Origin of the sequence: Burkholderia sp. MSMB1589WGS (assembly GCF_001636105.1) — a bacterium.
Taxonomy (GTDB): Bacteria; Pseudomonadota; Gammaproteobacteria; order Burkholderiales; family Burkholderiaceae; genus Burkholderia; species Burkholderia humptydooensis.
Genome location: NZ_LNJT01000008.1, coordinates 1,273,307 through 1,299,266 on the forward strand (window position 1 = coordinate 1,273,307; position 25,960 = coordinate 1,299,266).

General features: G+C 70.3%; 18 protein-coding genes and 1 pseudogene. 2 read left to right on the forward strand and 17 right to left on the reverse strand.

Annotation, left to right across the window (positions count from 1 at the left end):
• The first annotated feature begins 8 nt into the window (after positions 1-8).
• Positions 9-1,349 carry a putative glycoside hydrolase gene (locus WT16_RS35145; RefSeq protein WP_231892136.1) on the forward strand — a complete coding sequence of 447 codons (1,341 nt, stop codon included), beginning with the start codon at positions 9-11 and terminating at the stop codon, positions 1,347-1,349.
• A gap of 130 nt (positions 1,350-1,479) precedes the next feature.
• On the opposite strand, the gene WT16_RS23425 is transcribed toward WT16_RS35145, so the two are convergent.
• From WT16_RS23425 to WT16_RS23455, 7 genes are read right to left on the reverse strand one after another with little or no spacing between them, the layout of a single operon-like run.
• Complete coding sequence (locus WT16_RS23425; RefSeq protein WP_063534333.1) at positions 1,480-2,973, reverse strand: M81 family metallopeptidase; 1,494 nt, start codon at positions 2,971-2,973, stop codon at positions 1,480-1,482.
• Positions 2,970-4,319, reverse strand: a complete 1,350-nt coding sequence (locus WT16_RS23430; RefSeq protein ID WP_063534334.1) for a Zn-dependent hydrolase — start codon at positions 4,317-4,319, stop codon at positions 2,970-2,972. Before WT16_RS23430 ends, WT16_RS23425 begins: the two co-directional genes overlap by 4 nt.
• 37 nt (positions 4,320-4,356) lie before the next feature.
• Complete coding sequence (locus tag WT16_RS23435) at positions 4,357-5,058, reverse strand: ABC transporter ATP-binding protein (protein WP_006028293.1); 702 nt, start codon at positions 5,056-5,058, stop codon at positions 4,357-4,359.
• Positions 5,055-5,822 carry an ABC transporter ATP-binding protein gene (locus tag WT16_RS23440; RefSeq protein WP_006028294.1) on the reverse strand — a complete coding sequence of 256 codons (768 nt, stop codon included), beginning with the start codon at positions 5,820-5,822 and terminating at the stop codon, positions 5,055-5,057. The genes WT16_RS23435 and WT16_RS23440 overlap by 4 nt, the downstream gene beginning before the upstream one ends.
• The gene (locus tag WT16_RS23445) at positions 5,819-6,871 is read right to left on the reverse strand and encodes a branched-chain amino acid ABC transporter permease (protein ID WP_006028295.1); all 1,053 of its coding nucleotides are present in this window, start codon (positions 6,869-6,871) and stop codon (positions 5,819-5,821) included. Before WT16_RS23445 ends, WT16_RS23440 begins: the two co-directional genes overlap by 4 nt.
• Positions 6,868-7,728 (reverse strand): branched-chain amino acid ABC transporter permease, encoded by an 861-nt coding sequence (locus WT16_RS23450; protein ID WP_006028296.1) that lies wholly within the window; start codon positions 7,726-7,728, stop codon positions 6,868-6,870. The genes WT16_RS23445 and WT16_RS23450 overlap by 4 nt, the downstream gene beginning before the upstream one ends.
• A gap of 53 nt (positions 7,729-7,781) precedes the next feature.
• The gene (locus WT16_RS23455) at positions 7,782-8,990 is read right to left on the reverse strand and encodes an ABC transporter substrate-binding protein (RefSeq protein ID WP_009917034.1); all 1,209 of its coding nucleotides are present in this window, start codon (positions 8,988-8,990) and stop codon (positions 7,782-7,784) included.
• 208 nt (positions 8,991-9,198) lie between these two features.
• On the opposite strand from WT16_RS23455, the gene WT16_RS23460 reads away from it, so the two are divergent.
• Positions 9,199-10,032 carry an FCD domain-containing protein gene (locus tag WT16_RS23460; protein WP_063534949.1) on the forward strand — a complete coding sequence of 278 codons (834 nt, stop codon included), beginning with the start codon at positions 9,199-9,201 and terminating at the stop codon, positions 10,030-10,032.
• Positions 10,033-10,117: 85 nt separating this feature from the next.
• Here WT16_RS23460 and WT16_RS23465 read toward each other — a convergent pair whose 3' ends face one another.
• The 10 genes and pseudogenes from WT16_RS23465 to WT16_RS23515 form a co-directional block, all read right to left on the reverse strand.
• A complete protein-coding gene (locus tag WT16_RS23465) occupies positions 10,118-12,676 on the reverse strand; it encodes a transglycosylase domain-containing protein (protein WP_063534335.1) in 2,559 nt (852 codons plus the stop codon).
• A 131-nt stretch (positions 12,677-12,807) separates the two neighbouring features.
• On the reverse strand, positions 12,808-14,376 hold the full coding sequence (locus WT16_RS23470; protein WP_063534336.1) for a thioredoxin family protein: 1,569 nt from the start codon (positions 14,374-14,376) through the stop codon (positions 12,808-12,810).
• 287 nt (positions 14,377-14,663) lie between these two features.
• Positions 14,664-15,836, reverse strand: a complete 1,173-nt coding sequence (locus WT16_RS23475) for a porin (RefSeq protein WP_063534337.1) — start codon at positions 15,834-15,836, stop codon at positions 14,664-14,666.
• Between the two features lie 254 nt (positions 15,837-16,090).
• A complete protein-coding gene (locus tag WT16_RS23485; RefSeq protein ID WP_063534339.1) occupies positions 16,091-19,258 on the reverse strand; it encodes a multidrug efflux RND transporter permease subunit in 3,168 nt (1,055 codons plus the stop codon).
• 13 nt (positions 19,259-19,271) lie between these two features.
• Positions 19,272-19,409: pseudogene (locus WT16_RS23490) on the reverse strand (GNAT family acetyltransferase); the annotation flags it as partial.
• 10 nt (positions 19,410-19,419) lie between these two features.
• Complete coding sequence (locus WT16_RS23495; protein ID WP_015603667.1) at positions 19,420-20,781, reverse strand: metallopeptidase TldD-related protein; 1,362 nt, start codon at positions 20,779-20,781, stop codon at positions 19,420-19,422.
• Positions 20,781-22,214 (reverse strand): TldD/PmbA family protein, encoded by a 1,434-nt coding sequence (locus WT16_RS23500; protein WP_063534341.1) that lies wholly within the window; start codon positions 22,212-22,214, stop codon positions 20,781-20,783. The genes WT16_RS23495 and WT16_RS23500 overlap by 1 nt, the downstream gene beginning before the upstream one ends.
• Complete coding sequence (locus tag WT16_RS23505; protein WP_063534342.1) at positions 22,207-23,841, reverse strand: dipeptide ABC transporter ATP-binding protein; 1,635 nt, start codon at positions 23,839-23,841, stop codon at positions 22,207-22,209. Before WT16_RS23505 ends, WT16_RS23500 begins: the two co-directional genes overlap by 8 nt.
• A complete protein-coding gene (locus WT16_RS23510) occupies positions 23,838-24,953 on the reverse strand; it encodes an ABC transporter permease (RefSeq protein ID WP_006028307.1) in 1,116 nt (371 codons plus the stop codon). The genes WT16_RS23505 and WT16_RS23510 overlap by 4 nt, the downstream gene beginning before the upstream one ends.
• A complete protein-coding gene (locus tag WT16_RS23515; RefSeq protein ID WP_063534343.1) occupies positions 24,907-25,959 on the reverse strand; it encodes an ABC transporter permease subunit in 1,053 nt (350 codons plus the stop codon). Before WT16_RS23515 ends, WT16_RS23510 begins: the two co-directional genes overlap by 47 nt.
• Position 25,960 lies beyond the last annotated feature (1 nt).

A 25,960-nucleotide genomic window follows, 5' to 3' on the forward strand; every position in this document is an offset into this window, starting at 1 on the left:
TCGCGCGGATGCTCGGCGAGCGCGGCGACGCGCAGACCGGCGTCGCCTTCGCCGCTCGCGCAACGGCCGGCGTTCCGGCCGCCGGCGTCGCGACAGCCTCGATGCCGATGCCCGACACCCCGGCGCGCGCCGCTTCATCCGCCGCTTCGTCCACTGCCCCGTCCGCCGCCATCCGCGGCAGCGTCGTCGACGCGCGGACCGGCAAGCCGATCGCCGCCGCGATCGTGACGATCGGCGGCCACCCGATCCGCGCGGACGAGCGTGGAGCCTTCCCGGCCGACGCCGCGGCGGCCGGCATCGCCGTCCGCGCGCCCGGCTATCTGGCGACGCGCACGAGCGTCGAAGCCGGCCGGCCCGTCACCGTCGCGCTCGCGCCGTTCCGGCCGAAAGCCGTCTATCTGTCCGTGTTCGGAATCACGAGCAAGACGCTGCGCGAAGCCGCGGTCGATCTCAAGGGCGCGACCGCGATCAATGCCCTCGTCATCGACATGAAGGGCGACCGCGGCATCACGCCGTATCCGAGCGCGGCGCGCCGCGCGTCGGGCGCGGCCGCGCAGACGCCGAACGCGCCCGTCGTGCGCGACTTCGCGGCGCTCGTCGCCGAGCTGCGCCGGCGCGGGCTGTATCTGATCGCGCGGATCGTCGTGTTCAAGGACGATCCGCTTGCCGCCGCGCATCCGGACTGGACGGTGCGCGATGCGAACGGCGACATCTGGCGCGATCGCGAAAAGCTGCGTTGGATCGATCCGTCGCTGCGCGCCGCGTGGGCACACAATCTCGACGTCGCCGAGGAAGCGGCGAAGCTCGGTTTCGATGAAATCCAGTTCGACTACGTGCGCTTTCCGGACGCGCGCGGGCTGCGCTTCAGCGTGCCGAACACGCGCGCGAACCGCACTGCGGCGATCGCCGGCTTCCTGCAGGCGGCGCGCGAGCGGCTCGCGCCGTACAACGTGTTCGTCGCCGCCGACATCTTCGGCTACGTCTGCTGGAACGAGGACGACACCGCGATCGGCCAGCAGATCGAGACGCTCGGCGGGCCGCTCGACTACATCTCGCCGATGCTCTATCCGTCCGGCTTCACGTGGGGATTGCCGGGCTGCACGCAGCCGACCGCCGATCCGGGGCAGATCGTGCGCCGCTCGCTCGCGGAGGCGCGCTTGCGGACCGGGCTGCCGGGCGTGCGGTTCCGGCCGTGGCTGCAGGCGTTCCGCGATTACGCGTTCGACCGCCGCGATTTCGCGGCGGCGCAGATCCGCGCACAGGTGGACGCCGCCGAGGACGCCGGCACGGACGGCTGGATGCTGTGGAACGCGCGCAATCGCTACGATCCGCAGCAGTTGCCGAAGTAGCCGCGCGGTTGCGTGCGCGAGCGCGCGGCGCGATGCCTGCGGCAATGCCGACATCGGCATCGGCATCGGCATCGGCATCGCATTCGAAACTCCAATCGCCCCGGCACGGCCGCACGATCGCGGCCCCCTTTCAAGCGTCGAATGCGCTCCACTCCGTTCGCGAATCGAGCGGGAACACCGGCCGCTCGACGCGCTCGAAATCGAACAGCGCGTAATCGGAGCCCGTCACGCCGCGGCTGTCGCATTCGACGAGCGCCGCCGCGATCGGCACGAACACCGGCCGGCAGTACATCCGCGATTTCAGCAGCAGAAAGCGCGCGCGCCGCGGATCGACGCCGACGCTCTCGAACACGCCGAGATCCCATGGCTCGTGCGTGCGCTCGGTGACGACGAGCGTCGCCGCGCCGGTGTCGAGCACGGCCGCCCGCCCCATGTACGCGCGCTGGCCGGTGTAGGTCGGCCCGCTGATCACGTATTCGCCGTCGGTGATCGCGCGCACGACGCCCGTCGCGCGAAACGGCGCGCGCGGCGCGGCGCCCGCGCGCGGCAGCTTGTTGCCGACGTCGATCGTCACGCGCGCGCCGACGCCCGCCGCGATCATCCGCGCCACCGCCTCGGGATCGCACAGCGGCCCGCTGACGAGGCCCGAAAGCCCTTGCGCGAGCGCCGCTTCGAGCAGGTCCATCGTGTCGCACGTGCCGCCCGACATGCAGTTGTCGCCGTGATCGAGCAGTAGCACCGGCCGGTCCGCGCCGTGCGCGAGCCCGGCCGCGCGCGCGACCGATTCCGCGAGCGGCGGGCTGCGATAGACGAACTCGTCGCGCGCGTCCCAGATCTGCTGCGCGATGCGGGCGGCCACCGCGTCGGCGGCGGCCGCGTCGCCGTCGCCGACGACGACCACGCTGATGCACGGCGCTGGAATGTCCGCGAGCGAAAACCCGGCGAGCACCGACACCGCGAGCATCCCGTTCTCCTGCGCCGCGCGCGCGGCGTCGAGCGCGCGCCGCATCGCGCCGTCGGCGGTCGCGCTGCGCAGCGTCGACGTCATCAGCGGCGGCCGCCGCCACGCGAGCACCGGCCGCGCGCGGCCGTGCACGCGGTCGAGCAGCAGCCGCGCCGCGTGCGCGCCCGTCTCGTACATGTCGACGTGCGGATAGGTCTTGAAGCTGACGATCACGTCCGCGTGATCGATCATCTTCTGCGTGACGTTCGCATGCAGATCGAGCGCGACGGCGATCGGCGCGCGCGGCAGCGCGGCGCGCACGCGCGCGAGCAGATCGCCCTCGCCGTCCGCCGACTGCTCGGCGACCATCGCGCCGTGCAGATCGAGCATCACCGCGTCGCAGCCGGGCGCGGCGGCGATGATCGCATCGCAGATCGCGTCGTACGCATCGGCCGCGACAGGGCCGCTCGGGTTCGCGGCCGCCGACACCGGCGTCACGATCCGCGCGCCTTCGCGCTCGGCCGCGTCGATGAACGCGGCCATCGCGGTGCGCATGCCCCGGTTGTCGCGGTACGCGTGCTCGCCGTAGCTCGGGCCTTCCCGGCCGAACGCGGCAAGCGGCGTCGGCACCGGCGAGAACGTGTTCGTCTCGTGATTCATCCGCGCGATCAGGATCTTCATCGCGCGGCTCCGTCGGCGCCGCCCGCGACATCCTCGCCATCCATCGCATCCGCGACGCCCGCCGCGCTCAGCATCGCGTGCAGCAGCACGTTGCAGCCCGCTTCGAGATGCTCGGGGCGCGCGTCCTCGATTTCGTTGTGGCTGATGCCGTCCTTGCACGGCACGAAGATCATCGCGGCCGGCGCGACGCGCGCGAGGTACACGGCGTCGTGGCCCGCGCCGCTGATCACGTCCATCGACGACAGGCCGAGCGCGTCCGCGCCCGCGCGCACCGCGCCGACGAGCGCCGCGTCGAACGGCTGCGGCGCGAAATGGACCACCTGCTCGACGTCGACCGCGATGCCCGGCTGCGCGCCCGCTTGCGCGCACGCCGCGCGCAGCGCCGCGTCCATCGCCAGCAGCGATGCGTCGTCGGCCGCGCGCAGATCGACGCTCAGCGTCACGCGCCCCGGAATCACGTTGCGCGAGTTCGGATGCACGTCGACCCAGCCGACCGTGCCGCGCCCGTGCGGCGCATGCGCGCGCGCGATCCGGTTCACCTCGGCGACCAGTTCGGCCGCGACGAGCAGCGCGTCGCGGCGCAGCGCCATCGGCGTCGGGCCCGCGTGCGCCTCCATGCCGCGCACGGTCACGTCGTACCAGCGCTGGCCGAGCGCGCCCCGCACGACGCCGATCGTCGTGTCGTGCGCCTCCAGCACCGGGCCCTGCTCGATGTGCGCCTCGAAGTACGCGCCGACGCGATGCGGCGCGGCGCACGCGGCGCACGCGTCGCGCGCGTCGCCCGCATAGCCGATTGCGCGCAGCGCGTCGCGCACCGATACGCCGTCGCGGTCGCGCTGCGCGAGCGCATGCTCGAGCGTGAACGCGCCCGCGAACACGCCCGAGCCCATCATCACCGGCACGAAGCGCGAGCCCTCCTCGTTCGTCCACACCGCGACCTCGAGCGGCGCGTTCGTGCGCACGCCCGCGTCGGCGAGCGTGCGCAGCACTTCGAGCCCGGCGAGCACGCCGTAGTTGCCGTCGAACTTGCCGCCCGTCGGCTGCGTGTCGATGTGGCTGCCCGTCGCCACGGGCGGCAGGTCGTCGCGCGCGCCCGCGCGCCGCGCGAAGATGTTGCCGATCGCGTCGACGCGCACCGTGCAGCCGATCTCCTTCGCCCATGCGACGAACAGATCGCGCGCCGCGCGGTCGAGCTCGGTGAGCGCGAGCCGGCACACGCCGCCCTTGGCCGTCGCGCCGATCCGCGCGAGCCGCATCAGGCTGTCCCACAGGCGCGCGCCGTTCGTGCGCAGGCCGGCGGGCGAAGGCGCGGCGCGCGCGCCGGATGTCGAATCCTGAACTTGCATCGATGCGTTTCCTTGCATGGAAAAGAAGGCGCGGCGCTCAGACGACGCCGACGCCGAGATAGCGATCCTTGATCGAATGATCGGCGGCGAACGACGCGTTGTCGCCCTCGTAGACGATCACGCCCTGCTCGATCACGTAATGCCGGTCGGCGAGCTGCGTGCAGACTTCGAGGTTCTGCTCGACGAGCAGGATCGCGACGCCCGCCGCCTTGATCTGCTTCAGTTGCGCGACGATCTCCTCGACGATCACGGGCGCGAGCCCTTCGACCGGCTCGTCGAGCATCAGCAGGCGCGGGCGGTTCATCAGCGCGCGGCCGATCGCGAGCATCTGCTGCTCGCCGCCCGACAGTTGCGCGCCGCCGTTCCTGCGGCGCTCCTTCAGCCGCGGAAAGATCCGGTAGACGTCATCGAGCTGCCACGGCGAATCGCGGCGCGCGCCGAGCCGCAGGTTTTCCTCGACGCTCAGCAGGCGGAAGACGCCGCGATGCTCGGGCACGAAGCACACGCCGCGCGACGCGATCCGGTGCGGCGCCGCGCCCGCGATCGGCGCGCCAACGAACGTCACCGCGCCGCCGCGCGCGGCGACGACGCCCGCGATCGTCTTCAGCGTCGTCGACTTGCCCGCGCCGTTGCGGCCGAGCAGCGTGACCGTCTCGCCTTCGCCCACCGCGAGCGATACGCCTTGCAGCACGTGGCTCTTGCCGTAGTACGCGTGAACGTCCTGCACGTCGAGCATCATGCGCGGCCTCCGGTGATCATGTTGCCGAGATACGCGGTGCGCACGCGCTCGTCGCCGCGAATGTCGCCCGGCCTGCCTTCGACGAGCACGCGCCCTTGCTGCATCACCGTGATCGTGTCCGAGATGTCCATCACGATGCCCATGTTGTGCTCGATCAGCACGACCGTGTAGTCGTCGCGCAGGCCGCGGATCAGCGCCTTCATGTCGTCGAGGTCGTCGATGCCCATGCCGGAGGTCGGCTCGTCGAGGAAGATCGCGCGCGGCCGCGCGGCGAGCGCCATGCCCACTTCGAGCCGGCGCTGCTGGCCGTGCGACAGCGCGCCCGCCGCCGTGCCCGCGAAGCGTTGCAGCGCGAGGCGTTCGAGCACGCCGTCGACCGTGTCGTCGTGCGCGAGCGCGCCGCGCGGCGGCTTCCATGCGTTCAGCGCGCGCCGCGCATCGACGCCCTGCGCGGCGACGCGCAGGTTCTCGCGCACGCTCAGGTTCTGGAACAGGCTCGTCACCTGGAACGAGCGCGCGATGCCGCGCCGCACGCGCCGGTGGTCAGGCTCCTGCGTGACGTCGCGCCCGTCGAACACGATCGAGCCCGCCGAGATCGGCACCGTGCCCGTCAGCACGTGAAAGAGCGTGGTCTTGCCGGCGCCGTTCGGGCCGATCACCGAATGGACCGTGCGCGGCGCGATCCGCAGATCGACGCCCGCGAGCGCGGTGAACTTGCCGTAGCGCTTGACGACGCCGCGCGCTTCGAGAATCGCGTCGCTCATCGCGCCTCCTGGTCGACGTGGGCGTCGGCCGCCGGCGGCGCGCGGCGCAGCGCGGCCGCGGCGCGCTCGCCGATCCCCCACAGCCCGCGCTGCATGAACAGGCTGACCGCAATCAGCGCGAGGCCGAGCAGCAGCAGCCAGCGCGGCCACAGCGTCGACAGCCAGTCGGCGAACAGCACGTAGAACGCCGCGCCGAGCACCGACGCGAACAGGTTGCCGGTGCCGCCGATCACCGTCATCACGAGGATCATCTCGCTCGTGTGATAGTCGATGTTCGACAGCGGCGCGATGCCCGTCATCAGCGCGTGCAGCGCGCCCGCGAGCCCCGTGACCGCGCCCGAGATCACGAACGCGACGAGCTTGAAGCGCTTCACGTCGTAGCCGGCGGCCGCGGCGCGCGCCTCGTTGTCGCGGATCGCGAGCAGCGTGCGTCCGAACACCGATTGCGACACGCGCGCCATCAGCCAGAACGCGGCGATGAACAGCGCGGCGACGAAGCCGTAGTACTGCCACGGCGAATCGAGCGGCACGAGCGTGCGGCCGAGCGCGCCGAGCGCCGGGCGCGGAATGTCGAGCAGGCCGTTGTCGCCGCCCGTGAGCTCGGGCGTCGTGTACGCGACGAAGTAGAACAGTTGCCCGAACGCGAGCGTCAGCATCACGAAATACGTGCCGCGCTGCCGGATCGAGAACCAGCCGACGAGTGCGGCCGCCGCTGCGCCGAGCGCGATCGCGGCGGCGAGCGCGACGGGTACCGAGGGCACGCCGCGCGTGAGCACGAGGCCCGCCGCGTAGCTGCCGAGCCCGAAGAAGACGCCCTGCCCGAACGACAAGAGGCCGGTGTAGCCGAGCAGCAGATTGCAGCCGAGCGCGGCGAGCGCGAACACGAGCACTTCGGTCGCGAGCGAGCCCGAGCGCAGCACGAGCGGCAGCGCGCAGACGACGGCCGCGGCGAGCAGCACATGGCGATGGCGATGCAGCGCGCCGTCCGCGCGTTGCGCCGCACGCCGCGCGGGCGCGCCGCCCGGCAGCGAATTCGACGATTCGATCATGCGGCCCTCCCGAGCAGCCCGTTCGGGCGCAGCAGCAGCACGGCCGCCATCGCCACGTAGATCATCAGCCGCGCGCCTTCCGGCCACAGCGTGCTCATCACGCTCTGCACGATGCCGACGAGCAGCCCGCCGACGAGCGCCCCCGGAAAATTCCCCATCCCGCCGACCACGACGACGACGAACGCGACGCCGAGCGCCTCGATCCCCATGAACGGGTCGACGCCGCGAATCGGCGCGGCGAGCACGCCGGCGAGCGCGGCCGTCGCGGCGCCGAGCGCGAACACGAGGCTGAACACGCGCGACACGTTGATGCCGAGCAGCGACACCATCTCCGACGATTCGCTGCCCGCGCGCACCGCACTGCCGAGCCGCGTGCCGTCGAGCACCCACCACAGCAGCGCGGCGAGCACGGCGGTGAAGCCGATCACGAAGAGCCGGTACTTCGGATAGACGAAGCCGCCCCAGATCACGACGCCGTTGAGCGCGTCGGGCACGGGCACGTTGTCGCCTAGCGGGCCCCATGCGAGGATCGCGCACTCCTGCAGCACGAGCGCGAGGCCGACCGTCGCGAGGATGTGGAATTCGTGCTGCTGCGCGTACACGTGCCGCAGCACGAGCTTCTCGACGATCCACGCGAACGCGCCGACCGCGAGCGGCACGGCGGCGAGCGCCACCCAGAAGCTCGCCGACCATTGCAGCGCCTGATAGCAGAAGTACGCGCCGAGCAGATAGAACGCGCCGTGCGCGAAGTTCACGAAGCGCAGGAGTCCGAACACGATCGACAGGCCGACCGCGAGCAGGAAATACAGCATCCCGACGCCGATCCCGTTGACGATCTGCAAGAGATAAACGTTCATGGCTTCAGTTCAGATCGAGTGGTGAGCCGAGTGATGAGCCGAGGCGGCCGACGTCAGGCGAGCTTGCAGCCCGTCTTGTCGACGGGCAGGAACGACTGGCCGGAGCTGACGATGTCCGCGTAGTCGTCGGCGTTGCGCATCCGGCTCTTCGGCTTGCCCTTCAGCAGGTAGTAGTTCTTCAGCACCTGATGGTCACCCTTGCGGATTGCCTCGGCGCCCGTCAGGCCGTCATATTTCATCCCTTCGAGCGCGGCGATCACCTTCTTCGGATCGGCGCTGCCCGCCTTCACCATCCCGTCGAGCAGGATCTTCGAGCAGATGTACGAGCCCGCGAGGCTGTAGTTCGGATTCGCCTTGAACGCCGCGCTCGCGCGCTTGACGAGATCGCGGTTCAGCGGCGAATCGATCCCGTGCCAGTATTGCGCGCCGAAGTAGACGCCGTCGCAGAGGTCCGCGCCGAGCGCCTCGAACTGCTCGAGCCCCGACGCCCACGCCATCAGGATCGTGCAGTTGTTCTTCATCCCGAAGCTCACCGCCTGCCGCAGCGTATCCGACGATTGCGAGCCGAAGTTCAGGATCAGCAGCACGTCGGGCTTCGCGGCAACCGCGTTCGTCAGGTAGCCGCTGAATTCCTTCTCGGCAAGCGAGTGATAGCTGTTGCCGACGTGCTCGATCCCCTTCTCCTTGAAGATCGCCTTCGCGGCCGTGAGCAGCCCCTCGCCGAACACGTACTGCGGCGTGATCGTGTACCAGCGCTTCGCCTTCGGCAGCATGCCGATCAGCGGACGCACCGTCTGCTCGATCGCGCCGAAGGTCGGCACCGACCAGCGGAACGTCGCGGCGTTGCAGTCCTTGCCGGTGATCTCGTCGGCGCCCGCCGTCGTGATGAACACGCCGCCCGCCTTCTCGACCTCCTTGCCCATCGCGAGCGCTTCGGACGACAGAATGCCGCCCGCGAAGAAGCGCACGCCCTTTTGCTGCGCGATCTCCTGCACGCGGCGCACCGCGGTCGCGGGCGAGCCTGCGGTGTCGAGCGTCATGTACGACAGCGGCATGCCGAGCACCTTGCCGTATTGCTGGATCGCGAGCTTCATGCCGAGATCGGCGTACTTGCCGTTCGCGGCGAACGGGCCGGACATCGGCACCGGGCACGCAAGCTGGACGCCCGCGCCCTGCGCGAACGCGGCACGGGACGAAAGCGCGCCGAGCGCGCCCGGGACGGCCGACAGCGCGGCCAGTTTCAACAGTTCTCGGCGATTCAAGTTGACGCTCCTTGGGGAAAAGACACACGCGATGCGACCGACTGCCCGACCGCGCCGGCCATCTCTCACGGATGCTGTGCCGACCGTCGATCCTATTTATCATGATAAATAGGATTAACTTGATGCTAGGTATAATAAATTCGAGTGTCAATCGGGCAAAAATCGGGCAAAAAAAGGGGCGCCGCCCTACACCTTGGGAGTGTCGAAGATGGTCATGGACCGAGCGAACGCCGGGATCGCGGTCGAAATCAAGCAGCCGAAGCGCGCCGACCTCGTCGCCGAGGAGATCAAGCGGCTCATCACCGAGAAGGACCTGAAGCCGGGCGACCGGCTGCCGCGCGAGGCCGAGCTGCAGCAGCTCTACTCGGTGAGCAAGAGCACGATCCGCGAGGCGCTGAAGTCGCTCGAAGTGCAGGGGCTCATCAAGGTCACGACGGGGCCGAGCGGCGGCGGGATGGTCGTCGAGGTGCCGCTCGACCGCACGCTGCAATTGCTGCAGAACTATCTGTTCTTCAAGGACGTGTCGATCGACGACATCTACACCGCGCGCCGGCTGCTGGAGCCCGAGCTCGCGGCGGGCGCGGTGCCGCATCTGAGCGAGCGGGATTTCGCGGCGCTCGAAGCGAACATCGCGTGCTGCGACGGCTCGTCGGGGCCGCACGATCGCGGCCACGTCGTGCGGCAGCGGCAGGAGGACATGACGTTCCACGACATCCTCGCGGCCGCGAATCCGAACCCGTTCCTGCGCTTCATCTGCGAGCTGATCAACGAGATGATCCGGCAGTTGATCGAATTCCGGAACGACACGCCGCTCGCCGAGCACCGCCGCTTCGGCGACGCGAACGTGAAGATCCATCGCGCGATCCTCGAAGCGGCGCGCGGACGCGACGCCGAGCGCGTGCGCGCGCTGATGGTCGAGCACATGACCGAGGCACCGAAGCATGTGAAGCGGATGAAGGGCCGGCTGCGCGGCCGGCTGATTCTCGATTCGGAGATCCGCAAGCGGCCGCGCGCGGTCGCGGCGCTCGTCGAGAAAGACTAGGATCTGTTTCCATACGGAACGCACATGCGTTGCCACGAGAACGGCCGCTCGCGCGCCGCGCGCGAACCGCCGCCGCCGACCTGCGCTAGTTGCCGCCGCCCGCGCCGGTTGCGGCCGACGCATCGGGCGTCGGCGTCGGCGACATCGGCGCGTTGTCGTTCGGCAAGCCGCTGTCCGGCCGCGGCGCGGCGGGCGGCGACGCCGGAAACGGCGGCGGCGTCGACGGCAACAGCGGCGGCACCGCCGGCGCAGGCGCGGACGCGCCGCCCGGCGCAAACGGCATGCCGCCCGTGGGCGAAGCAGCCGAAGCAGCCGAAGCAGCCGAAGCGGCCGAAGCGGCCGCCTCGGATGCGGCGCGCGCTGCCGCCTCCGACGCCGCCTCGACCTCGGAAGCCGGCATCACCTCCTCGACCGGCGCGCGCGGCGCCTTCGGCGGCGCGGCCTTCTGCTGCGGCTCGGGCTTCTCGAACAGGTAGCGATACCAGTCGCCGAGCCGGTTGCGGAACGTATCGAGCGCGCTCGGCGGCGCCTCGGTCGCGAAGCGCTCGCGCGTGTCGACGAGCCGCGCGCGTATCGCCCGTTGATAGAAGTCGCCGACGATCGGCAGCGCGCTCCTCGCGCCTTGCCCCCAGTCGCTGCCGAGCGTCACGCGGCCGTCGTCGAAGCCGACCCACGCGCCCGCGACAAGCGCCGGCTGCATCAGGATGAACCAGCCGTCGGTGTCGCCCTGCGTCGTGCCGGTCTTGCCTGCGATGTCCGCGCGAATCCCGTAGCGCGAGCGGATCGCCGCGCCGGTGCCGCGCTCGACGACGCCGCGCATCACGTCGATCAGCGTGCGCGCCGCCGGCGCGCCGAGCGCGCGCTCGGGCGACGCGCTCGCGAACTCCGCGAGCGCGTCGCCGTTGCGATCCTCGATGCGCGTGACCATCCGCGGCTCGACGTATTCGCCGACGTTCGCGATCGTCGCGTACGCGGACACCATCTCCTTCAACGTCACGGGGCTCGTGCCGAGCGCGAGCGACGGCACCGCTTCGAGCGCGCTGTCGCGCACGCCCATCGCGCGCGCGAGGCGCGCCACCTTCTGCGGGCCGACCTTCATCATCAGTTGCGCGGTGATCCGGTTGCGCGAATACGCGATCGCGTCGCGCAGCGTCATCGGCTTGCCCGTGGGCGGCGCGTCGTCGTCGGGCCGCCAGATCTCGCCGCCCGCGAGCGCAATCTCGACCGGCTGATCGACGAACGTATCGTCGGGCGTCGCGCCCGCCGCGAACGCCGCGCCATAGACGAACGGCTTGAACGTCGAGCCCGGCTGCCGGCGCGCCTGCTGCACGTGATCGAACGGCTCGGTCGTGAAGTCGCGGCTGCCGACCCACGCCTTGATCTGCCCGTTGCGCGGATCGATCGCGAGAAAGCCCGCCTGCACGTCGGCCTTCGCCTTGCAGAGCGCGCGCGCGAAGCCGCGATCGGCGAGCAGGCGCTTGAGCGCGGCGTCCTCGGTCGCGCCGCCGTCGAGCGCCGCGCGGAACTCCGGCGTCTCACGCACGAACGCGCGGAACAGCGGATTGCCGGGCGCGCAGCCGCTGCCGGCGTTCCACATTCCGTTCGCGATCCCTTGCAACTGGTTCGTCTGCCGCGCGAGCGCCTGCGTCGCATACGCCTGCAGCCGCGAATCGATCGTCGTGCGCACGACGAGGCCGTCCGAATAGATGTTGTAGTCGTTGCGGTCGGCCCACGCGATCAACCATTTGCGCAGTTGCTGCGCGAAATGCGGCGCGGGGCCTGGCGGCTCCTTCTGCCGCTCGAAATCGATGCGCAGCGGCTTCTTCTGCAGCGCCGCGTAGGCGGCCGGCGAGAGCTTGCCGTACTTCACCATCTGCGCGAGCACCGTGTTGCGTCGCGCGAGCGCGCGCTCGGGGTTCAGCACCGGGTTGTAGTAGCTGTTGCCCTTCAGCATGCCGACGAGCGTCGCGGCGTCGAGCGCGTCGAGCTGATCGGCCGATTTGTCGAAGTACGTGCGCGCCGCCATCTCGACGCCGTAAGCGTTGTAGAGGAATGGCACCGTGTTCAGATACGTCTCGAGAATCTGCGCCTTGCTGTAGACCGCCTCGATCTTCAGCGCGGTGATCGCTTCCTTCAGCTTGCGCGTGAGCGTGGGCGCGCGGCCGATCTCGTCCGGATACAGGTTGCGCGCGAGCTGCTGCGTGATCGTCGAGCCGCCCTGCCGGTCGCCCGAGAACGTGCGCAGCGCGGCGCCCGCGGTGCGGCGCCAGTCGAGCCCGTGGTGCTCGTAGAAGCGATGGTCCTCGGTCGAAATCAGCGCGTCGACCATCTTCGGCGAGATGTCGGCGAGCGGCACCCATTCGCGGTTCGACGGCTTGAACTCGGCGAGCAGCTTGCCATCGGCGGACATGATCTGCGCGGGCGCGTCGACGCGCGCCTTGCGGATGTCGCCGATGCTCGGCGTGAACGGGATCAGCGCGAGCACGTAGAGCACGCACAGCGCGGGGACCGCGGCGGCGGCGAGCAGCACGCCGCGTCGCGTCGGATGGCGCATGCGGCGGAGGACGGCGGCGGCGTGCGGCTTCGCGGCGGCGAGCCGGGCCGCGCAACGGTCGAGGAAGGACGACACGATTCGGCGATTCACGCGGTGATGCGAATGGGTGGGAAAGCGTGAATCGTACCAAACGCGGGAGGGCGGGCTCCCAAGTGGCGCGAAGGCGGGCGGCGCAGCGGTGAATTGGCCGCGCGATCGCCGTCACACCGCCGCGCCCGGCATCAGGCCCTCGCCGTCCTGATCAGGCCCTCGCAGGTTCCGACCTGCGGATCGCCCGCCGGCAGCTTCCCGCACACGCCCTCGAACTGCTTGACGACCGCCTGCGCCGCCTCATCGTGCGCGCCACGCTGCCGCCAGTGCGCGAGCTGCGTGACGACGCGCGTGAGCGCGCGCCGGTTCGCGCCATAGAATGCGTTGCGCGTCTGGCCCGCCTGCGTCAGCACGTCGTTCGCGATCCGGCGGATTTGCCCGGCGTCGTCCGGCGCGAGATCGACCGCGTTCGCGAAGTACGCCGCGCCCCAGCGCAGCCGCGTCGCCGGGCCGCTCGCCGCTTCATACGCTTTCCTGTACCAGTCGAGCGCCGCCGCCCGATCGCCGCGCGCCTTCGCGTTCGCGGCGAGCCCCGACATGAAGTAGTACGGCGTCGGCGAACGCGCGAGCTCCGCTTTCAGGAGCGCGTCGGCCGCATCGAACTGGCCGGCGTCGGTCAGCGTGTCGGCGGCCTCGCTGGCGACCGCCTGCCGCCCGTAGACGTTCGTCGATTCGGCAAGCGCCGACGCCGTCTGCCGCCGCACCGCATCGGCAAGCGCGGGCGGCAGCGGCGCGCCCGGTTTCGCGTCGAGCCGCGCGACGCGCACGCGGCCGTGCAGCGCCATCGTGCGGTCGATCGCGGCGAGCGACGTGTCGGTGGACAGCCGCGCGAGCGCCGCGTCGAACTGCTTCGCGAGCGACGCGCGCGCCGCCGCATCGTCGCCCGCCAGATACCGGACGACGTCGGCCGGCGCCGCGACGAGCACGTCGTAATCGGCGCGGGCGCGCTTCGGGTCGCGCAGCGCGCCGCGCACGGCCGCGGCGGCGGCCGCCTTGTCGACGTCGCCCTGCTGCGGCGGATCGCCCGCCGCCGCCGACACGGCGGCCTTCAGATCGAGCCGCAGCGCCTGCGCGTCCGCGAGGTCCGCGCGCGCATGGCGGGCGAGCGTCTGCAACGTCGCCGCGACGCGCTCGCCCGGCACCGGCAGATCGCCGTCGGTGTCCCACGAGTAATCGGCGAGCACGCGCCAATCGTCGGTCGTGACGCGCGCGCCGTCCTTCAGCGCGGCGGCGAGCGTCTGCCTGAACGGATGCGCCGCGTTCAGCCCGATCGACAGCGCCTGCATGTAGCGGTCGAGATCGACTTCGCCGGGCAGCCGCGTCACTTCGGTGCCGTCCGGCCGGAACAGGATCATCGTCGGATAGCCGCGCACCTTGAAGCGATCGCCGGTCTTCTGCGCGTTCTCGGTGTCGCCGTCGAGATAGACGGGCACGAAGAACGACGAGCGCGACTTGAACGCCTGCTGGCTGAAGATCGTCGATTTCACCTGATTGCACGACGGGCACCAGACCGCGCCCCAGTACAGGAACAGCGGCTTGTTCGTGCGCTTCGCCTCGGCGAACGCGGCGTCGATGTCGCCTTGACGCCACGCGATGCCGGGCGGCAGATGCTCGGGGGCGTGCGGCGCGTCGGCGGCGAAGCACGCGGCCGCGGCGGCGACGAGCAGCGACGCCGTCAGCTTTCGAATCGCAGTTTTCATCGATGAGAGTCCGGTTGGGAGCGGCGCCGCGCGGGATCGGCATCGTCGTCGCGGTCCGCATCGGGTTGACGTTCGAGCGCGTCGGCCGCGCGCTCCGTTCTTTTACGGCGCAATCGTATGAAGTATAGAAACAATCGCGGGCGCTGAGGGAGACCTTGATGCGGACGGGGAAATCCGCGATGCGAGGGCGCGTGCGGCGGGCGGCCGCCCGCGCGATCGTCGCGTCGCGCTTCGCGAACCGCACGCCGCGAATCGAACATCGCGAATCGCACACCGCGCGAGCCGGATCAGAACTTGTGCCGAATCCCGACGATCGCGAGTTCCTGCGAATCGGTGCCCGAGTTCGCGCCATACGAGCCGACGGACGCCTGCGCGTCGATCACCGAGCCGTTCGCGCCGAGCGTGTGGCCGCTCGCCTTCTGATAGCCGAACAGCGCATAGAGATCGGTGCGCTTCGACAGCGCGTAGCCCGCGCCGAGGTTCACCTGGTGATAGTGCGCGGAAGCCGGCCCGGTCAGCGACGTGTAGTTGTAGCCGACGCCCGCGCGCAGCGCCGGCGAGAACTGGTAGTTGAAGAAAGCGGAGCCGCTGTTGAATTTCGCGGTGTCGTTGAACGCCGACAGCGAATCGCGGCCGTACTGCGTGTTCGAATACGCGAGGCCGAACGTCGCCGAGCCGAGCGCATACTGGCCGCCGACGCGCACGATCTGAACCGACTTCGCGCTCGCGAAGCCCTGGTTGATCACCGTGTTGAACAGCGTATCGGAGCTGCCCGTCCAAGTGCGCACGCCGTTCGTCGCGGTGGCGCCGCCGTCGGCGTACAGGTAGCCGGCGCCGAGCGACAGCGGCCCGTTCGCGTAGCTCGCCGCGAAGCTGTACGTGCGGCCGCTGCCCGTCGCGCCCGCGACGCCGCCGAAACCGTACAGCGCCTCGAACTGGAAGCCGGACAGCACGGGGCTCGTGTACTTCACCGAGTTGCTGACGCGCAGGCTGTTGTCGTAGTTGTCGAGATCGCCCGGCGTCGCGAACACGCCGCCGAAGTAGTTGTCCTCGGTGAGCCCTTGCACGAGGTCGACGACCGGATCGTACTGGCGGCCGAGCGTAATGGTGCCCCACGTGTTGCTCGCGAGGCCGACGATCGCCTTGCGGCCGAACTCGCGATTGCCGTTCTGCACGCCGGTGCCGAGATTGAAGCCGTTTTCGAGCTGGAACAGCGCGGCGAGGCCGCCGCCCAGATCCTCGGTGCCTTTCAGGCCCCAGCGGCTGCCGGACAGATTGCCGCTGCTGAACTTGAAGAGCGACGACTGATTGCGGCCGTCGGTTCCCTGGGCGTTGTGCACGTACGCGATGCCCGCATCGACGATCCCGTACAGCGTGACGCTGCTTTGCGCGTGCGCGCCGACGGACAGCAGAAGGCCTGCCGGCACGGCGAGCGCCGCGAGATGCTTCGTTTGCTTCATGTGGTGGTTTTCCTCGTAGTCGACTTGTTGTTCGAATCGCTGAACGATACGGACAGGACGACGAATCGAAAACCAATTAATTCTGCGATGGTTATGATGGGCGAACGCGCGGCAGAAACGAACGACAGGACCGGTTCCTCACTCACGGTTTGCACCGAGCTCGGCGCGCCGAGCGTGTGAAGGAATCGACGTCGTTTCATTCTTGTACGTCCTGTTCTCGTGATGCGGCCGCGCGCGCGCCGGCGTCCGCACGCTCATTCATTCGCCGCGACGCCACGCTCGCGCGGCTCGCGCCCCGGCTCGGCGGCCCGTCGCCCGAGCGACGCGACCGCCTGAAACGCGATCGGCGCGAACGCGAGCCCGAACAGCGTCGCGGCGAGCACGCCGCCGAACGCGCCCGTGCCGATCGAGCGGCGGCTCTCGGCGCCCGCGCCCGTCGCGGTCACGAGCGGCACGACGCCGAGCACGAACGCCATCGACGTCATCACGATCGGCCTGAAGCGCGCCGCGGCCGCGTCGATCACCGCCTCGCGCAGCACGACGCCGCGCGCATGCAGATCGCGCGCGAACTGCACGATCAGGATCGCGTTCTTCGCCGACAGCCCGATCACCGTGATCATCGCGACCTTGAAATACACGTCGTTCGGCATCCCGCGCAACTGCACGGCCGCCACCGCGCCGATCACGCCGAGCGGCACGACGGTCAGCACCGACAGCGGAATCGTCCAGCTCTCGTACAGCGCGGCGAGCGCCATGAACACCGCGAGCGCCGACAGCCCGATCAGGAGCGGCGTCTGCCGCGCGGCGACGGTTTCCTCGCGCGCCGCGTCCACCCAGTCGTAGCCGACGCCCGTCGGCAGGCTCGCGGCGAGCCGCTCCAGGTCGGCCATCGCCGCGCCGAGGCTGTATCCGTTCGCCGGACGGCCGGCGATATCGAGCGACGGATAGCCGTCGAAGCGGCTCAGCGCGACGGGCCCGACGCTCCAGCGCCGCGACGCGATCGCCGACAGCGGCACCATGTCGCCCGTCCTGTTCGGCACGGCGAGCGCCATCAACTGATCGTCGGAGCTGCGCGCGCCGGCGTCCGCCTCGATGATCACGCGCCGCATCCGCCCCGCCGCCGGAAAATCGTCGACGTAGTTCGAGCCGAACAACCCGCCGAGCAGGCCCGCGATCCGCTCGAACGGCACGCCGAACGCGTAAGCCTTCGCGCGGTCGACGTCGAGCTCGACGCGCGGCGCGTCCGGCAGATCCTCGGCGTGCACGGACGCAAGCGCCGGATCGGCCTTCGCCGCATCGGCGAGGCGCTCGCGCGCCGCCTTCAGCGCGTCGATGCCGATGCCGCCGCGATCCTCGAGCCGCAGCGTGAAGCCGTCCGCATGTCCGATGCCGGGCACCGACGGCGGCAGCGACGCATCGACGTCGCCGTCGCGAATCCGCGCGAACGCGCCGTTCAGCCGGTCGCGCAGCGCGGCGGCGTCGATGCCGCGCTGCGCCCAGTCCTTCAGCTCGACGAACGCCATCGCGACGTTCTGCCCGCTGCCCGCGAAGCTCCAGCCGATCACGCTCGTCACGTTCGCGACGGCGGGCTGCGCGTGCAGGATCGCCTCGACCCGCTCGACGACCGCCATCGTGCGCGCCTGCGTCGCGCCCGCCGGTAGCTGGATCATCACCTGCAGTTGCCCCTCATCCTCGGTGGGCAGGAAGCCGTTCGGCATCGCCCAGTAAAGCAGCGCGCCGCCGGCGAGCAGCACCGCGTAGATCGCGGCCATCGGGCCGATGCGCGCGACCGTGCGCGCGGTGAGCGAGCGATAGCCCGCCGACGCGCGCGCGAAGCCCGCCGCGAAGCGGTCCGCGACCCACGCGCCGAGCCCGCGCACGCCGCGCGGCCGCCCGATCCGCGCCGGCGCGCCGCCGGGCGGCAGCGGCTTGAGCAGGTTCGCGCACAGCGCGGGCGTGAGCGACAGCGCCATGAACGACGACACGAGCATCGACGCGATCATCGCAACGGAGAACTGCCGATAGATCCCGCCGACGCCGCCCGGAAAGAACGCCATCGGCACGAACACCGCGGTCAGCACCGCCGTCACGCCGACGATCGCGCCGACGATGCGCTTCATCGCGCGGCGCGTCGCCTCGCGCGGCGGCACGCGCTCCTCCTCCATCACGCGATGCACGCTCTCGACGACGACGATCGCATCGTCGACCAGAATGCCGATCGCGAGCACGAGGCCGAACATCGTGAACACGTTGATCGACAGCCCGAACGCCCACATCGCGACGAACGCGCCCATCAGCGTGACGGGAATCACGATCGTCGGCACGAGCGTGCAGCGCAGGTCGCGCAGGAACAGCCACATCACGAAGAACACGAGGACGATCGCCTCGACGAGCGTGAGCACCACTTCGTCGATCGCGATCCGGACGAAATGCGCGCCGTCGAACGGGATGTCGACCGCGATGCCGGGCGGCAGCCGCTTCGACAATTCGGCGAGGCGCGCGCGGATCGCGTTCGACGTTTCGAGCGCGTTGCCGCGCGGGCCGAGCTGGATGCCGACCGTCGCGGCCGTCTTGCCGTTCAGCCGCGACGAGAACGAATAGTCGTCGCGGCCGAGCTCGACGCGCGCGACGTCCGCGAGCCGCACGACGGAGCCGTCCGGCTTCGACTTCAGCACGATCTGGCCGAACTCGGCGGGCGACGCGAGCTGGCCTTTCACGATCACCGCCGCGCTCGTCTGCTGTCCGGCCGCGAACGGCGCATCGCCGATCGCGCCCGCCGTCACCGCCGCGTTCTGCGCGGCGACGGCCGCGATCACGTCGTCGGCGCCGAGCCCGTACTCGCGCAGCTTCACCGGATCGAGCCAGATCCGCAGCGCCTCGTCGGCGTCCCACAACTGCGCGGAGCCGACGCCCGGCGCGCGCTTGAGCTCGCGCAGCACGTAGCGGCTCAGGTAGTCGCTCAATTGCGCGGAATCGCGCGTGCCGTCGGTCGACGTCAGCGCGACGAGCATCAGGAACGTGTTCGCCGCCTTGAACACGCCGATGCCCTGCTGGACGACCTGCTGCGGCAGCCGCGGCTCGACCTGCTTGAGCCGGTTCTGCACGTCGACGAGCGCGAGGTCCGGATCGGTGCCGGGCGCGAACGTCACGTCGATTTCGAGGTCGCCGTGGCCGTCGCTGCTGGTTTCGTCATAGAGCAGGCCGTCCGCGCCGTCGAGGCTCTCCTCGATGATGCTGCCGACGTCGCCGTCGACCGTCTCCGTCGATGCGCCGGGATACGTCGCGTTGATCACGATCCGCGGCGGCGCGAGGCGCGGATACTGCGCGACCGGCAGTTGCGGGATCGCGAGCAAGCCCGCGACGACGATCGCGAGCGCGACGATCCACGCGAAGACGGGGCGGTCGATGAAGAATGACGGCATGCGCGCGGCCCCGTCAGCGCGACGCGAACGGCGGCGCGTCGGCAAGCGGCGCCATGTGCGGCACGTCCGCCACTTCGCCGCCGTGGATCGCGTAGCCGCGCGAGCGGCCCTCTTCGACGAAGCCGAAGCGGCGATACAGTGCGATCGCGCGCTCCATCGCCCTACAGCGTCAGCTCGAACGACCGGACAAGCAGGCCCGGCAGCTTCGCGCCGCCCGTCGGGCGCTCGCTCCACGACTGATCGTTCAGCAGCAGTTCAGGCGCCGCGCCGAGTTGCTCGAGCTCGGCGCCGAGCAGGCGGTACACGCTGTCGTCGAAGCGCATCGCATCGACCGGCGCGACGATCCTGCCGCGCTCGACCCAGAACGTCGCGAAGCGCGTCATCCCGGTGATCCGTCCGTTCATCTTGTCCGAGAAATTCAGATACCAGAGATTGCCGATGTAGAGGCCCGTGTCGAGCGCCGCGAGCACGTCGGCATCGGCGAGCGCGCCGCCCGCGAGCGCTAGCGTCTCCGGCATTTCGTCCGCGGCCGCGCCGTTCGGGCTCAGGCCGTGCTCGCGCGCGGTGCGCGCGCTGACGAGCCGCCCGACGCTGCGCCCTTCGGCGACGAGCGGCACGCTGTCGCGCCGATAGCCGTCCGCGTTGAACGCGGGCGCCACGCCCAGCGAAAAATCCTCGGCGATCGTCACGCGCGGATCGAGCGCCGCCTCGCCCGCGTGCAGCCGATGCAGGCTGCTGCGCGCGCTCGCGTTCGCGCGCGCGGAAAAACCGTCCCAGCCGAGCAGCCCGACGATCTCGGCCACCGCGGCCGGCGCGAGATACGCGCGATAGCGGCCGGGCGCGAGCGCCTTCGGCGCGCGGCCGAGCACCGGCAAGCGCGCGGCGGCCTCTTCGATCTTGTGCGCGAACGCCGCGTCGCTCCACGCGTCGCCCGCGTGGACGGTCTTGATCGCGCGGCCGCTCGCGTCGTACAGCGACCAGCGGAAATCGAAATTCTCGACCTCGTACCAGCCGCGGCTGCCCGTCGACGACGCAAAGCCGCGCACGAGCGAGCCGCCCGCGTAGAAGCCGACGAAATCGAGCCCGCGCGCGGCATCGGCGACGACGTGCGCGAGCGAGTCGGGGGCCGGCAGGCGGCCGCTGCGGCGAACCGATTGCCGCCACGCCGACGTGTCGAACAACAGATGCGGATCGTCGGGCGCGCCGCGCAGGCTCTCGCGCAGCGTCGCGAGCGCTTCGGCGAGCTCGGGCGCGTCCGTCGCCGGATCGCCGCTCGCCGTCTGCGTGAACGACGCCTGCCGCGCGCCCGCCACGAGCCGCACGCCGAGCTTGCCCTGCACGACGCGCCCCGTCTGGCGAATCCTGCCCGCGTTGAAGCGGATGAAATCGGACGTCTCGCCGGCGAACCACAGCAGCACCGTCTCGCCCGGCTGCTTCAGCCGCTCGGCCTCGTCGGCGAGCCGCGCGAAATGCGCATGCCAATCGATCGGGGCCGCGCGCCCCCGCTTCGCGAAGTCGGTCATCACGCGCCTCCGAACACGTCGACGTCGGCGAACACGCACGCGGGCGACGCGTGGCCGACACGGATGATCTGCGCCGGCTCGCCCTTGCCGCAATACGGCGTGCCATGCACGCCGAACGTGCTCTCGTCGCCGACCGCGCGCAGGCTGCGCCAGAAGCTCGCGGAAATGCCGCGGTAGTTCGGCCGCTTGACGACCAGCGTCAGCTCGCCGTTCTCGATCAGTTGTCCGAACTCGCAGCCGAACTGGAATTTGTTGCGATTGTCGTCGATCGACCACGACGTGTTCGTGCGCATCAGGATGCCGCGCTCGATGCCCGCGACGAGCTCGCCGAACGCGTGCGCGCCGGGCTCGACATTCAGGTTCGCCATCCGGTCGATCGGCGGCCGGTTCCAGCTCGACGCGCGCGCGTTCGCGACGCCCGGCAACCCCGCGCGCGCCTGCGACAGCGCGCCGCCGAGCGGCCGCTCGAGCACGCCGCCGCGGATCAGGTATTGTTTGCGCGCGGCGCTGCCGTCGTCGTCGAACGCATACGATGCCGCCTCGCCGGGCAGCGCGGGATCGAACGTCACGTTCAGCAGCGGCGAGCCGTACTGGTACGAGCCGAACATCTCCGGCTTCACGAAGCTCCAGCCGGCGAAGTTGCGCTCGTCGCCGAGAATGCGGTCGAGCTCGAGCGGATGGCCGATCGATTCGTGGATCTGCAGCATCATCTGGTCCGGCATCAGCAGCAGATCGCGGCGGCCGGTCGGGCAGTTCGGCGCGGCGAGCAGTTGCAGCGCCTCGTCGGCGACGCGCGCGCCCGCGCCTTCGAAGCCGTAGCGCGCGAGCACGTCGACGCCGCCCTGCGCGAGCGTGCCCGCGTTGCCGAGCGTGCGCACCTGCGTGTCGCCGCGCGCGTGCGCGACGACGCTCAATTGCGGCATCACGTGGCGAAAGCGCTGCTCGATGCGCACGCCGTCGCTCGTCATGTAGAGCTGGTCGGTCTGCACGAGCATCACGGCGGCGGTGCGCTCGACGATCCGCGCGTCGACGGCCGCCGCCGCGCATTCGCGTGCGAGGCGCTCGATCCATTCGGCGCGGGCCGGCAACGCATCGTCCGCATGCGGCGACACGTAGCCGCCGCTCGCGTCCGGCCGCGCAACGGCGCGATGGTCGATCAGCGACAGCGCCGCGCTCGCCTTCGCGCGCGCGGCGGCCGCGTCGAGCGCCGCCTGCAGGCCGGCCGGCGACAGATCGGCCGTCGCCGCGTAACCCGCGCCCGCGCCGGACCACGCGATCAGCATCGCGCCGCGATCGCGCGCGCTCGAAAGCGGCTGCGCGACATCGTTGCGCACCGCATGCTCGTCGATCCGTTCGTCGACGACGCGCAGCGACCAGAATCCGGCGTCGCTGCGCAAGTGTCGGGCGGCCTGCGCCCAGCGTTCGTCAATCATCTGCCCTCTCCCGCGGGCTGCGCCGCGCCGTCATCATCGAAGACGCAAGCAGCGATCGCGTGTACGGATGCGACGGCGCGTCCAGTACGTCCAGCGTGTCGCCCGCCTCGACCACGCGCCCCTCCTTCATCACGAGCACCCGATGGGCCATCGCCCGCATCACCGCCAGGTCGTGCGTGATGAACAGGTAGCTGAGTTTGTACTTTTTTTGCAGATTCGTCAGCAGATTCAACACCTGTTTCTGGATCGACACGTCGAGCGCGCTCGTCGGCTCGTCGAGCACGAGCAGCTCCGGCTCGACCGCGAGCGCGCGCGCGATCGCGATCCGCTGCCGCTGGCCGCCGGAAAACTCGTGCGGATAGCGCAGCATCGCCTCGCCCGGCAGACCGACTTCCTGCAACAGCCCGGCGATCCGCGCGCGCCTCGCCTCGCCGGCGATCTCCGGCCGATGCACGGCAAGCCCCTCGCCGACGATCTGCTCGATCGTCATCCGCGGCGACAGCGAGCCGAACGGGTCCTGGAACACGACCTGCATTCGCCGGTACAGATCGCGCCGGCCGCGTGCCGTGCGCAGCGCATCGAGCGGCCGCCCGTCGATCTCGATCCCGCCCGCCGCCGGCCGCTGCAGCCCGAGCACGGCCGACGCGAGCGTCGACTTGCCCGACCCCGATTCGCCGACGATGCCGATCGTCTCGCCGCGGCGCAGCGCGAACTGCGCATCGTGCACCGCGCGAAACGTCGTCTTGCCGAACAGCGCGCGCCAGCCCTTCGGCGCGATCCGGTAATCGACCGCGAGCGACCTGACGTCGAGGATCGTCCGCGCGGCCGGCGCGACGGCTTCGATCGCGCGCCGCGGCTCGCTGTCGAGCAGCCGCTGCGTGTACGGATGCTGCGGATTCGCGAACAGCGCGCCGGTGTCGCCCGTCTCGACGAGCACGCCGTGCTCCATCACGGCGACGCGCTGCGCGAAGCGCCGCACGAGGTTCAGATCGTGCGTGATGAGGAGCACCGCCATGCCGCGCGCCGCCGCCTCCTGCTCCTGCAGCGCGATCAGCAGATCGACGATCTGCTCGCGCACCGTCACGTCGAGCGCGGTCGTGGGCTCGTCGGCGAGCAGCAGGCGCGGCCGGCACGCGAGCGCCATCGCGATCATCGCGCGCTGCCGCTGGCCGCCCGATAGCTGATGCGGAAAACTGTCGATCCTTCGTTCGGGCTCCGGAATGCCGGTGCGCGTCAGCAGCTCGATGCCGCGCGCGCGCGCCTCGCCCGGCCGCAGCCCTTCGTGCAGCCGCAGGCTCTCGGCGATCTGCTTGCCGATCGTGTAGAGCGGATTGAGCGCCGTCATCGGCTCCTGGAACACCATCGCGATGTCCGCGCCGCGGATGCCGCGCATCTGCTGCTCGGTCTTCGTCAACAGGTCTTCGCCGTCGAACAGCATCCGGCCGGACAGCGTCGCGTGCTGCACGAGCCGCAGGATCGACAGCGCGGTGACGCTCTTGCCCGAACCCGATTCGCCGACGAGCGCGACCCGCTCGCCGCGCGCGATCGACAGGCTCAGCTCGCGCACCGCGATCTTCTCGCCGAACGCCGCGCAGAAGCGATCGATTTCGAGGAGCGGCCGGGTCATCGCGGGCCTCCGCCGAACGCCGAGCCGCGCGTGCGCGTATCGAGCGCGTTGCGCAGCGCGTCGCCCATGAACGTGAGCAGCAGCAGCGTGACGACGAGCGCCGCGAACGCCGACATCGAGATCCACCATGCGTCGAGATTGTTCTTGCCTTGCTGCAGCAGCTCGCCGAGGCTCGGCGTGGGCGGCGGCACGCCAAGGCCGAGGAAATCGAGGCTCGTCAGCGACAGGATCGCCGCGCTCATCCGGAACGGCAGGAACGTGATGACGGGCGTGAGGCTGTTCGGCAGCACGTGCCGCCAGATGATCTGCCCGTTCGTGAGCCCCATCGTGCGCGCGGCCCTCACGTAGTCGAGCGCGCGGTTGCGCAGGAACTCGGCGCGCACGTAGTCGGACAGCACGAGCCAGCCGAACATCGACAGCAGGATGAACAGCAGCCACAGCGTCGGCTCGAAGATCGCCGCGAAGATGATCAGCAGGTACAAGTCGGGCAGCGCGCTCCAGATCTCGATCAGGCGCTGCCCGATCAGGTCGGTTCGCCCGCCGTAGAAGCCCTGCAGCGCGCCCGTCAGCACGCCGATCGCGACGCCCGACACCGTCAGCGCGATCGCCATCAGCACCGACAGCCTGAAGCCGTACAACAGCCTCGACAGCACGTCGCGGCCGAACTGGTCGGTGCCGAGCCAGTTGCTCGCCGACGGCGGCGCCGGATACGGGCGCGACGCGAAGTAATCGATCGTGTCGTAGCGGTAGCGGTTCGGCGGATAGATCGCAAAATTGCCGTTCGATTCGATCTTCGCGCGGATGTACGGATCGAGATAGTTCGTCTTCGCCGGGAAATCGCCGCCGAAGCGCGTCTCCGGGTAGTCCTTCACGATCGGAAAATAGTAGTGCCCCGCGTAGCGGACGACGAGCGGGCGATCGTTGGACAGCACGTCGGCGAACAGGCTGACCGCGAACAGCGCGGCGAAGATCACGAGGCTCCAGTAGCCGAGCCGCTGGCTGCGAAACCGCAGCCACGTGCGCCGCCACGGCGACGGCGACGCCGCGCACGCGGCGCACGCGGGATCAGCGGTCCACGCTGTGGAATTGGATGCGGGGGTCGACGAGGACATAGCAGACGTCAGCGATGAGTTTGGTGACGAGACCGATCAGCGTGAACAGGAACAGCGAGCCGAGCACGACCGGATAGTCGCGGCGGATCACCGAGTCGTAAGACAGTTGCCCCATGCCGTCGAGCGAGAACAGCGTCTCGATCAGCAGGTTGCCGTTCAGGAACGCGCCGACGAACGCGGCGGGCAGGCCGGTGACGAGCGGAATCGCCGCGTTGCGCAGCACGTGCTTCCAGAGCACGTCGCGCTCGGGCGCGCCCTTCGCGCGCGCGGTCAGCACGTATTGCCGGCCGATCTCTTCGAGGAACGTGTTCTTCGTCAGGATCGTGACGATCGCGAAATTGCCGACCACCGACGCGGTGACGGGCAGCACGATGTGCCACAGATAATCGAGCGCCTTGCCGAGCGCGGTGAGCTCGTCGAAGTTGTCCGACGTGAGGCCGCGCATCGGAAACACCTGCCAGAACGTGCCGCCGCCGAACAGCATCAGCAGCAGCACGCCGAGCACGAAGCCGGGAATCGCGTAGCCGGCGAGCACGAGCACGCTCGTCACGGTATCGAAGCGCGAGCCGTTGCGCACGGCCTTCGCGATGCCGAGCGGCACCGAGATCAGATACGTGAGGATCACCGTCCAGAGCCCGAGCGTGATCGACACGGGCAGCTTCGAGCGGATCACGTCCCACACGCTCGCATGCGCGTAGTACGACTGACCGAGATCGAACGTCGCGTAGCTCTCGAGCATCAGCGCGTAGCGCGTGAGCGGCGGCCTGTCGAAGCCGAACTGCTTCTTGATCTGCTCGATCTGCTGCGGATCGACGCCCTGGCTGCCGTGATAGCCGCCGCCCGCGCCGCCCGCCTCGCCGCCGCGCGCGGTGCCGTGGCGCAGTTGCGTCAGCACCTGCTCGACCGGGCCGCCCGGCACGAACTGCGTGACGACGAACGTGATCGTCACGACCCCGACGAGCGTCGGCACCATCAACAGCAATCGTCTGACTATGTAAGCAAGCATC

Bases quoted from the DNA above. Each gene is read 5' to 3' on its own strand.
- WT16_RS23460 (WP_063534949.1), top strand. From the start codon at position 9,199: ATGGTCATGGACCGAGCGAACGCCGGGATCGCGGTCGAAATCAAGCAG.
- WT16_RS23495 (WP_015603667.1), bottom strand. From the start codon at position 20,781: ATGACCGACTTCGCGAAGCGGGGGCGCGCGGCCCCGATCGATTGGCAT.
- WT16_RS23435 (WP_006028293.1), bottom strand. From the start codon at position 5,058: ATGATGCTCGACGTGCAGGACGTTCACGCGTACTACGGCAAGAGCCAC.
- WT16_RS23510 (WP_006028307.1), bottom strand. From the start codon at position 24,953: ATGTCCTCGTCGACCCCCGCATCCAATTCCACAGCGTGGACCGCTGAT.
- WT16_RS23475 (WP_063534337.1), bottom strand. From the start codon at position 15,836: ATGAAGCAAACGAAGCATCTCGCGGCGCTCGCCGTGCCGGCAGGCCTT.
- WT16_RS23505 (WP_063534342.1), bottom strand. From the start codon at position 23,841: ATGACCCGGCCGCTCCTCGAAATCGATCGCTTCTGCGCGGCGTTCGGC.
- WT16_RS35145 (WP_231892136.1), top strand. From the start codon at position 9: ATGCTCGGCGAGCGCGGCGACGCGCAGACCGGCGTCGCCTTCGCCGCT.
- WT16_RS23440 (WP_006028294.1), bottom strand. From the start codon at position 5,822: ATGAGCGACGCGATTCTCGAAGCGCGCGGCGTCGTCAAGCGCTACGGC.
- WT16_RS23425 (WP_063534333.1), bottom strand. From the start codon at position 2,973: ATGAAGATCCTGATCGCGCGGATGAATCACGAGACGAACACGTTCTCG.
- WT16_RS23515 (WP_063534343.1), bottom strand. From the start codon at position 25,959: ATGCTTGCTTACATAGTCAGACGATTGCTGTTGATGGTGCCGACGCTC.
- WT16_RS23430 (WP_063534334.1), bottom strand. From the start codon at position 4,319: ATGCAAGTTCAGGATTCGACATCCGGCGCGCGCGCCGCGCCTTCGCCC.
- WT16_RS23445 (WP_006028295.1), bottom strand. From the start codon at position 6,871: ATGATCGAATCGTCGAATTCGCTGCCGGGCGGCGCGCCCGCGCGGCGT.
- WT16_RS23500 (WP_063534341.1), bottom strand. From the start codon at position 22,214: ATGATTGACGAACGCTGGGCGCAGGCCGCCCGACACTTGCGCAGCGAC.
- WT16_RS23450 (WP_006028296.1), bottom strand. From the start codon at position 7,728: ATGAACGTTTATCTCTTGCAGATCGTCAACGGGATCGGCGTCGGGATG.
- WT16_RS23485 (WP_063534339.1), bottom strand. From the start codon at position 19,258: ATGCCGTCATTCTTCATCGACCGCCCCGTCTTCGCGTGGATCGTCGCG.
- WT16_RS23470 (WP_063534336.1), bottom strand. From the start codon at position 14,376: ATGAAAACTGCGATTCGAAAGCTGACGGCGTCGCTGCTCGTCGCCGCC.